The organism is Desertihabitans aurantiacus (assembly GCF_003344635.1).
GTDB classification, from domain to species: Bacteria; Actinomycetota; Actinomycetes; order Propionibacteriales; family Propionibacteriaceae; genus Desertihabitans; species Desertihabitans aurantiacus.
Genome location: NZ_QPKK01000181.1, coordinates 1 through 8030, shown reverse-complemented (window position 1 = coordinate 8030; position 8030 = coordinate 1). Strand labels below are relative to the sequence as shown.

8 protein-coding genes are annotated in these 8030 nt (G+C 73.2%); 4 read left to right on the top strand and 4 right to left on the bottom strand.

Features of this window, described 5'->3' with window-relative positions; genetic code table 11:
• Together DVA66_RS13940 and DVA66_RS13935 are read right to left on the bottom strand one after the other, a co-directional pair.
• Positions 1 to 657, bottom strand: a 657-nt coding sequence (locus DVA66_RS13940; RefSeq protein ID WP_157974008.1) for a molybdopterin oxidoreductase family protein, incomplete at its 3' end; no start/stop codon positions are given.
• Positions 657 to 2000 carry an MFS transporter gene (locus DVA66_RS13935; RefSeq protein ID WP_114560633.1) on the bottom strand — a complete coding sequence of 448 codons (1344 nt, stop codon included), beginning with the start codon at positions 1998 to 2000 and terminating at the stop codon, positions 657 to 659. The genes DVA66_RS13940 and DVA66_RS13935, both read right to left, overlap by 1 nt.
• Before the next feature lie 182 nt (positions 2001 to 2182).
• Here DVA66_RS13935 and rapZ point away from each other — a divergent pair, with 182 nt between their 5' ends.
• The 3 genes from rapZ (at position 2183) to whiA (ending at position 5095) form a co-directional block, all read left to right on the top strand.
• A complete protein-coding gene (gene rapZ, locus DVA66_RS13930) occupies positions 2183 to 3079 on the top strand; it encodes an RNase adapter RapZ (RefSeq protein ID WP_269801626.1) in 897 nt (298 codons plus the stop codon).
• A complete protein-coding gene (locus DVA66_RS13925) occupies positions 3076 to 4032 on the top strand; it encodes a gluconeogenesis factor YvcK family protein (RefSeq protein WP_269801625.1) in 957 nt (318 codons plus the stop codon). The genes rapZ and DVA66_RS13925 overlap by 4 nt, the downstream gene beginning before the upstream one ends.
• A gap of 76 nt (positions 4033 to 4108) precedes the next feature.
• Positions 4109 to 5095, top strand: coding sequence for a DNA-binding protein WhiA (gene whiA / locus DVA66_RS13920; RefSeq protein ID WP_114560631.1), 987 nt, complete (start codon positions 4109 to 4111; stop codon positions 5093 to 5095).
• Between the two features lie 96 nt (positions 5096 to 5191).
• Here whiA and DVA66_RS13915 read toward each other — a convergent pair whose 3' ends face one another.
• Both DVA66_RS13915 and DVA66_RS13910 read right to left on the bottom strand, forming a co-directional pair.
• Entirely contained in the window at positions 5192 to 5800 is a 609-nt protein-coding gene (locus DVA66_RS13915) for a dihydrofolate reductase family protein (protein ID WP_114560630.1), read from the bottom strand.
• Entirely contained in the window at positions 5788 to 6714 is a 927-nt protein-coding gene (locus DVA66_RS13910; protein WP_114560629.1) for a helix-turn-helix domain-containing protein, read from the bottom strand. The genes DVA66_RS13915 and DVA66_RS13910 overlap by 13 nt, the downstream gene beginning before the upstream one ends.
• A 250-nt stretch (positions 6715 to 6964) precedes the next feature.
• Between DVA66_RS13910 and gap the strand changes: the two genes are divergently transcribed.
• The gene (gene gap / locus DVA66_RS13905; RefSeq protein ID WP_114560628.1) at positions 6965 to 7969 is read left to right on the top strand and encodes a type I glyceraldehyde-3-phosphate dehydrogenase; all 1005 of its coding nucleotides are present in this window, start codon (positions 6965 to 6967) and stop codon (positions 7967 to 7969) included.
• The last annotated feature ends 61 nt before the right edge of the window (positions 7970 to 8030 follow it).

Sequence of the window (8030 nt, the reverse complement as noted above, 5' to 3'; positions counted from 1 at the left end):
GTGCAGCCCGCCGCCGTCGGCGGCCAGCGCGGCGGTGGGGCTGCGCCGCGGGTCGACCACGACCAGCCCGCCGCCGGCGCGGACGTCGGCGAGGTGGCCGAGGCTGGGCGGCATCGTCTCGGCCAGGTTGCTGCCCAGCAGCAGCACCGCCTGGGCGCCGCGCAGGTCCTCCAGCGGGAACGGCAGCCCGCGGTCCAGGCCGAGGGAGCGGTTCGCCGCTGCCGCGGCGCTCGACATGCAGAACCGGCCGTTGTAGTCGATGTTGGCCGTGCCCAGCGCGACCCGGGCGAACTTTCCCAGCTGGTAGGCCTTCTCGTTGGTCAGCCCGCCGCCGCCGAAGACCGCCACCGCGTCGGGGCCGGACTCGGCCCGGATGGCGCGGAGCCGGTCGGCGACGACGTCGAGCGCCTCGTCCCACCCCACCTCGACCAGCTCGTCGCCGCGGCGCAGCAACGGGCTGGTGATCCGGTCGGGGACGTCCAGCAGGGCCGGTGAGGTCCACCCCTTCTGGCACATCCCGCCCCGGTTGGTGGGGAAGGCGCGGGGCGCCACCTCGACCCGTGCGTCGGTGCGGGTGAGGGTCTGCGCGCACTGCAGAGCGCAGTAGGGGCAGTGGGTGGCGACCGGGACGCTCGGCAGCCCGGGGTCCGGCCCCATCAGATCGAGACCCCGGACAGGCGGGCTCCCCGACGCTGGTAGACCGCCCAGGTCAGCACGGCCATCCCCAGGTAGGCGAGGAGGAAGCAGACCAGCGCGGTGACGATCGAGCCGGTGGCCGTGGTCGACATCGCGAACGCTCGGGGGATGAGGAAACCGCCGAAGGCGCCGACCGCACCGGCGATGCCGAGGCACCCGGCCGCGGCCTTGCGGGCCACCGGCAGCGCCATCTCGGCCCGGAAGACGGCCGGGATCATCCGGTAGGTCGACCCGTTGCCCAGCCCGGTGCCGACGAAGAGCACGAGGAACGAGGCGAAGAAGAGGGTGAACGAGCTCTGCTGCAGGGCCGTGATGGCCCCGACCGCACCCAGCGCGAGCACCGCGAACGACCCGATGGTGATCCGGGCGCCGCCGAACCGGTCGGCCAGCATCCCGCCGAGCGGGCGGCTGAGCGCGCCGATCAGCGCACCGAGGAAGGCCAGCGACGGGCTGGCCCCGACGAACTGGGTCTTCAGCAGGGTGGGGAAGGCGCCGGAGTAGCCGATGAAGGAGCCGAAGGTGCCGATGTAGAGGAAGGAGATGATCCAGGTGTGCTTGCGGGTGGCGGCCAGGGCGAAGTCCTTGACGTCGGCCTTGGCGGTGCTGACGTTGTCCATCAGGCGCCAGGCCAGCAGCGCGGCCACCAGCACCAGCGGGACGAAGACCAGCCCGGCCCGCTCCAGCTGCAGACCGGCGCCGGTGACGACCACCGCCGGCACCGCCAGCTGGACGATGCCGGTGCCGAGGTTGCCGCCGGCGGCGTTCAGCCCCAGCGCCCGGCCCTTCTCGTGCTCGGGGAAGAAGAAGCTGATGTTGGTCATCGAGGAGGCGAAGTTGCCCCCGCCCAGACCGGCCAGCGCGGCCACCGCCAGCAGCACCCCGAACGGCGTCTCCGGGCGCTGCACCACCCAGGCCAGGGCGAGCGCGGGGACGAGCAGCAGCAGCGCCGAGACCACCGTCCAGGTGCGTCCGCCCAGCACCGGCACCGCGAAGGTGTAGGGGATCCGCAGCGTGGCGCCGACCAGGCTGGGCAGCGCGATCAGCCAGAACTGCTGGTCGACGGTGAGGGCGAAGCCGACGCTGTTGAGCGAGGGCACCACGACGCTCCACAGCGCCCACACGCAGAAGCCGAGGAACTCGCAGAAGATGGAGACGACGAGGTTGCGCCGGGCGACGGCGCGGCCGCGCTGCTTCCAGAACACCGGGTCCTCGGGGTCCCAGTCGGTCAGCCAGCGACCGCGGCGGGTCGGGACGGCGCCGGCGGTGGTGGCGGTGCGGGCGTTCTCGCGTGACGGTGCGGACACGGTGCGCTCCTCGGGGCTCGGACGGCGGGGGCGACGGCGCTCCCGGACGACGCCCACGCTGGCCGACCCGTGTTTCGGCTCCCGACGGCGCAGGTGAAACTGGCGTGACCATCGCCGCACAGCGGTGCCGGTCGCGTTGTGAGATCGGCACCGGCCCCCGGTGGCACACTGGCCCCGTGACGATCCCGGCGGAGGCCCTCCACCCCGAGAACACGACCCCCGAGACGCGGCTGCGGCTGCTGGTGGTCACCGGGATGAGCGGGGCGGGACGCAGCACCGCGGCCCACGCGCTGGAGGACCTCGGCTGGTACGTGGTCGACAACCTGCCGCCCAACATGGTCGACGAGCTGTGCCGGCAGGTCGAGGACGCCGGGGTGCGCCGGCTCGCGGTGGTGCTGGACGTCCGCTGGGCCACCATGTTCGAGCAGCTGCCGGGCATGTTCGCCGCCGTCCGCGAGCGCGGGCTGCGCCCGGAGGTGCTCTTCCTGGACGCCGCCGACGAGGTGATCGTGCGCCGCCAGTCCTCGGCGCGGCGCCCGCACCCGCTGCAGGGCGCCGGGCGGCTCGTCGACGGCATCGCCACCGAACGGCGGCTGCTGGCCGACCTGCGCGCCACCGCCGACGTGGTGATCGACACCTCGCGGGCCAACCCGCACCAGACGGCGTCCCGGGTGGCCCACGTCTTCGCCGCCGAGCGCGCCGACGAGCTGCGGGTGCTGGTGCTCTCGTTCGGGTTCAAGAACGGCCTGCCGACCGACGCCGACCTGGTGGTCGACGTCCGCTTCCTGCCCAACCCGCACTGGGTGCCCGAGCTGCGCCCGCAGACCGGGCTGGACCAGCCGGTCCGCGACTACGTGCTGGCCCAGGAGGGGATCGAGGAGTTCATCGACCAGGTGCACGGGCTGGTGCTGCTGATGGAGCCGGGCTACCTGCGCGAGGGCAAGCACCACCTGACCATCGGGGTCGGGTGCACCGGCGGCAAGCACCGCAGCACCGCGGTCGCCACCGAGCTGGGTCGTCGGCTCCGCACGGCCGACCTGCTGGTCGAGGTGATGCACCGCGACCTGGGGCTGGAGTGAGCGCGCTCCGTGGCGCCCCCGGGAAGGCCGTGGTGGTCTTCGGCGGCGGGCACGGCATGTCGGTCAACCTGCGCGCGCTGCGCCACCTCACCAACGACCTCACCGCGATCGTCACGGTGGCCGACGACGGCGGCTCCTCGGGGCGGTTGCGCCAGGAGTTCGGGATCATCCCGCCGGGCGACCTGCGGATGGCGCTGGCCGCGCTGTGCGACGACGACCCCACCGGACGGGCCTGGGCCGACGTGCTGCAGTCTCGGTTCGGCGGGGACGGCCCGCTCGCCGGGCACGCCATCGGCAACCTGCTGATCGCCGGGCTCTGGCAGCAGCTGGGAGACCCGGTGGCCGGGCTCGACATGGTCGGGCAGCTGCTCGGGGCGCGCGGGCGGGTGCTGCCGATGGCCGCGGTCCCGCTGCAGATCGAGGCCGACGTGCTCGGTGTCGACGCCGATGCCCCGGACGAGACGACCGTGCTGCGCGGACAGGCCACGGTGGCCTCGACCAGCGGCGAGGTCTGCGCGGTCCGGCTGATCCCGCACGACCCGCCCACCCGGCCGGAGTGCCTGACGGCGATCGAGGCCGCCGACTGGGCCGTGCTCGGACCGGGCTCGTGGTTCACCTCCGTGATCCCGCACCTGCTGGTGCCGGAGCTGGCCGCGGCGCTGACCGGGGCGTCCTGCCGCCGGCTGCTCACCCTCAACCTCAGCCCTGAGGGGGAGACCCGCGGGCTCAGCCCGTCCCGGCACGTCGAGATGCTGGCCGAGCACGCCCCCGAGCTGCGGCTGGACGTGGTGCTGGCCGACGTCCGGGCCTCCGAGGGCGACCAGCACCTGGAGTCCTACGTGGCCTCGCTGGGGGCCCGGCTGGTGCTGGCCGACATCGCCGCCCGCGACGGCAGCCCGCGCCACGACGCGCTCCGGCTGGCCTCGGCCTACGCCGAGGTGATGAGCCTGTGAACGGCCGTCGTCGGGGCCGGGCGGAGGGCTCTCTTCGACCGGTGGAGCGGGTGGTCCGGTGTGGCAGGATGCGCGAATGGCGATGACTCAGCAGGTGAAGGCGGAACTGGCGACGATCGCTGTCTCCAAGCCGTGCTGCCGCCGCGCCGAGGTCGCCACCATGCTCCGGCTGTCCGGCGGGCTGCACCTGGCGGCGGGCCGGATCGTCATCGAGGCCGAGGTCGACACCGGTGCCGCGGCCCGGCGGCTGCGCACCGCGATCCTCGACGTCTTCGGCCACCAGAGCGAGATGGCGGTGGTCAGCGGGTCGGGGCTGCGCCGCGGCACCCGCTACATCGTCCGGGTGGCCAAGGACGGCCAGGCGCTGGCCCGCCAGACCGGTCTGGTCGACAACCACGGACGTCCGGTGCGCGGGCTGCCGCCCCAGGTGGTCGGCGGCGGGCTGTGCGACTGCGTGGCCGCCTGGCGCGGGGCGTTCCTGGCCCACGGCTCGCTGACCGAGCCCGGCCGCTCGATGTCGCTGGAGATCACCTGCCCCGGGCCGGAGGTCGCGCTGGCCCTGGTCGGCGCCGCCCGCCGGCTCGACATCCCGGCCAAGGCGCGCGAGGTGCGCGGGGTCGACCGGGTGGTGGTCCGCGACGGCGACGCGATCGCGGCCATGCTCACCCGGCTGGGCGCCCACGACACCCTGCTGGCCTGGGAGGAGCGCCGGATGCGCCGGGAGGTGCGCGCCTCGGCGAACCGCCTGGCCAACTTCGACGACGCCAACCTGCGCCGCTCCGCCCGGGCCGCGGTGGCCGCCGGGGCGCGGGTGCAGCGGGCGCTGGAGATCCTCGGCGACGAGGTCCCCGACCACCTGCGCCAGGCCGGCCTGCTGCGCCTGGAGCACAAGCAGGTCAGCCTGGAGGAGCTCGGCCAGCTGCACGACCCGCCGCTGACCAAGGACGCCGTCGCCGGACGGATCCGCCGGCTGCTGGCCACCGCCGACAAGCGGGCGGCCGAGCTGGGCATCCCCGACACCGAGGCCAGCGTCAACCCCGAGCTGCTCGAGGACGCCGAGTAGCTCCCGGGCCGCGGGGGAGCGGGTTCACTCCCCGGCGACGCCCTCGGTCCGGTACCGCCGACGGCCGCCCGACACGCTGACCCGCGACGGCTGGTGTCACCGGCGGACGCGGTAGCGCAGGTGCAGCACCCGCTCACCCTGCACCACCACGTGCGGGTCCTCCAGCAGCAGCTGGCCGCGCAGGTCGCCGAAGTAGCGCTTGCCCGACCCGAAGACGACCGGCACCACGTCCATCGCCACCTCGTCGACCAGACCGGCTGCCAGGACCTGGCCGCCGACGTCGCCGGCGTTGACGGCCACCGTCCGGTCGCCGGCCAGCTCCCTGGCCATCGCGACGGCGGTGTGGATGTCGTCGACGAAGTGGTAGGAGGCCTCCGGGTGCCAGCCCTCGGGCTTGGGTCGGTGCGACACCACGACGACGTGGTCGCCCGCGGGCGGCTGGCCCTCCCAGCCGTCCACCAGGTCGAACAGGTGGCGGCCGGTGATGGTGGCACCGATGCCCGCCCACAGGGGGCGGACGTACTCCGCGGAGGCGCGCGACGCCATGAACCGGCTGCCGGTCCCGGAGTGGTCGTAGCCGGGATCGGTGTCGACGATCGGGGTGTCGCCCGCGAAGTACCACTCGTGCAGCGGTCCGACGTCGTCGGCGTCGTCGGCGATGAAACCGTCGACCGACACGACGTTGTGCATGATCACCTGGGCCATGGGTCCTCCTCGTCCGGCGTGCTCGTCCCACCGATGCTGTCGCCGTCGGTGGCCGTGACGCTTGGAGAAATCTCGTCGGCGGGCATCGGACCGCTGTCCGGCGGGAAGTCCGGCACGGCGGGGAACCGTTGCCGCAGCCGCAGGTAGGCGGTCGGCGTGTGACCGGTGAACTCCTTGAACTCCCGGCCGAGGTGGGCCTGGTCGAAGAAGCCGGCGGTGTGGGCCAGGCCGGGCCAGTCGACGGGTCCTCGGGCGTCGACGGAGAGGATGAGCGCCGCGAACCGGTAGATCCGCGCGACGCGCTTCGGGGTGACACCGACGTGCCGCCGGAACTGGTTGACCAGGTGGTCGGCGCTGACCCCGGCGTCCGCGACCAGTCGACCGACCGGGACGGTGCCGCCGGAGCCCGCCAGCCGGCGGGTGGTGTGGTGGACGAGGGCGAGTCCGCGCGGCGGCTCCGGGTCGAGTCGGCGCCGCAGCTCCTCCTCCAGCCGGTCCAGCACCTGCGAGGTGGACGGCGCGTCGGCCAACCGGTCCCGCATCCGTCCCACGGCCGGGCCCCAGACCGCGTCGGCCGGCACCCACCGGTCGCGCAGCTCGCTGGGCGCCACGCCGGTGAACGGTGCCAGCCCCCACGGCTTGAAGTGCACCCCGACGAGGCGCACCGGGTCGTGGTGCTCGATCTCGAAGCGGCGGGTCCACAGGCCCATGAACCAGCCGTCGGTCACCACGTCCGGCGGCCGCGGCGAGGCCGGGTCCCACAACCGGGCCGGTCCACCGAGGTTGACGAACAGGTGGGCCGACGGCATGGGTGGCACGTTGAGCCGCCGGTGCCGCGGCGTCCCGGTGAGCACGTAGACGTCGTCGACCAACCGGTCCAGCGGTGGAGCGGGCGTGCGACCGACGTAGTCCACCTGCTCATCGAAGCACGCGTCGGACGGACGGGGTGCGTCCCCTCGGGACGGGTGGTCGCCGAACGCGTGAGGAGCCGCCGCCACCCGCCCAGTTGACCGCTGGTCAGGACCACCGGGCAACTGGTATGTACCAGTGGGCGGGCGATGGCGACCGCGTCCGGACCGGCCGTTAGGGTGAGGGTGTGGGGCGCCGCGCGCAGCGTCGCGGCTCCCGCCACCGAGCCCCTAGTTCGAAGGAGATCGAACGCACATGACCGTCAAGGTTGGTATCAACGGCTTCGGCCGCATCGGTCGCAACGTCTTCCGCGCCATCGTCGCCTCCGGCGCCGACATCGAGGTGGTGGGCGCCAACGACCTGATGCCCAACGAGACCATCGCCCACCTGCTCAAGTACGACTCGATCCTGGGCCGCTTCCCCGGCCAGGTCAGCGCCGACGCCGAGTCGATCACCGTCGACGGCAAGAAGATCCGCATCTTCGAGGAGCGCGACCCCGCCAACATCCCGTGGGGTGAGCTGGGCGCCGATGTCGTCATCGAGTCCACCGGCATCTTCACCGACGCGACCAAGGCGAAGGCCCACATCGACGGCGGTGCGAAGAAGGTCATCATCTCCGCGCCGGCCAAGAACGAGGACCTCACCGTGGTGATGGGGGTCAACGACTCCTCCTACGACCCGGCCAGCCACCACATCATCTCCAACGCCTCCTGCACCACGAACTGCCTGGCCCCGATGGCCAAGGCGCTCAACGACGGGCTGGGCATCGAGAAGGGTCTGATGACCACGATCCACGCCTACACCCAGGACCAGAACCTGCAGGACGGCCCGCACAAGGACCTGCGCCGCTCCCGCGCCGCGGCCCTCAACATCGTCCCGACCACCACCGGTGCGGCCAAGGCCGTGGCCCTGGTGCTGCCCGAGCTCAAGGGCAAGCTGGACGGCTACGCCCTCCGTGTCCCGGTGCCCACCGGCTCGGCCACCGACCTCACCTTCGAGGCCTCCCGCGAGACCTCGGTCGAGGAGGTCAACGCCATCATCAAGGCGGCCGCCGAGGGTGCGATGAAGGGCTTCCTCACCTACACCGAGGACGAGATCGTCAGCAAGGACATCGAGACCGACCCGGCCTCCTGCATCTTCGACGCCGGCCTGACCAAGGTCATCGGCAACCAGGTGAAGGTCGTCGGCTGGTACGACAACGAGTGGGGCTACTCCAACCGGTGCGTCGACCTCGCCGTGCTGGTCGGCTCCTCGCTCTGAGCGAGCACCGTCGGTGAGGGCCGTGGCGCGACCGGACCGGTCGCGCCACGGCCCCGCGACG

What these genes read in the sequence shown, in the direction of transcription:
- whiA (WP_114560631.1), top strand. Translation starts at nt 4,109, where the DNA reads ATGGCGATGACTCAGCAGGTGAAGGCGGAACTGGCGACGATCGCTGTC.
- DVA66_RS13915 (WP_114560630.1), bottom strand. Translation starts at nt 5,800, where the DNA reads ATGGCCCAGGTGATCATGCACAACGTCGTGTCGGTCGACGGTTTCATC.
- gap (WP_114560628.1), top strand. Translation starts at nt 6,965, where the DNA reads ATGACCGTCAAGGTTGGTATCAACGGCTTCGGCCGCATCGGTCGCAAC.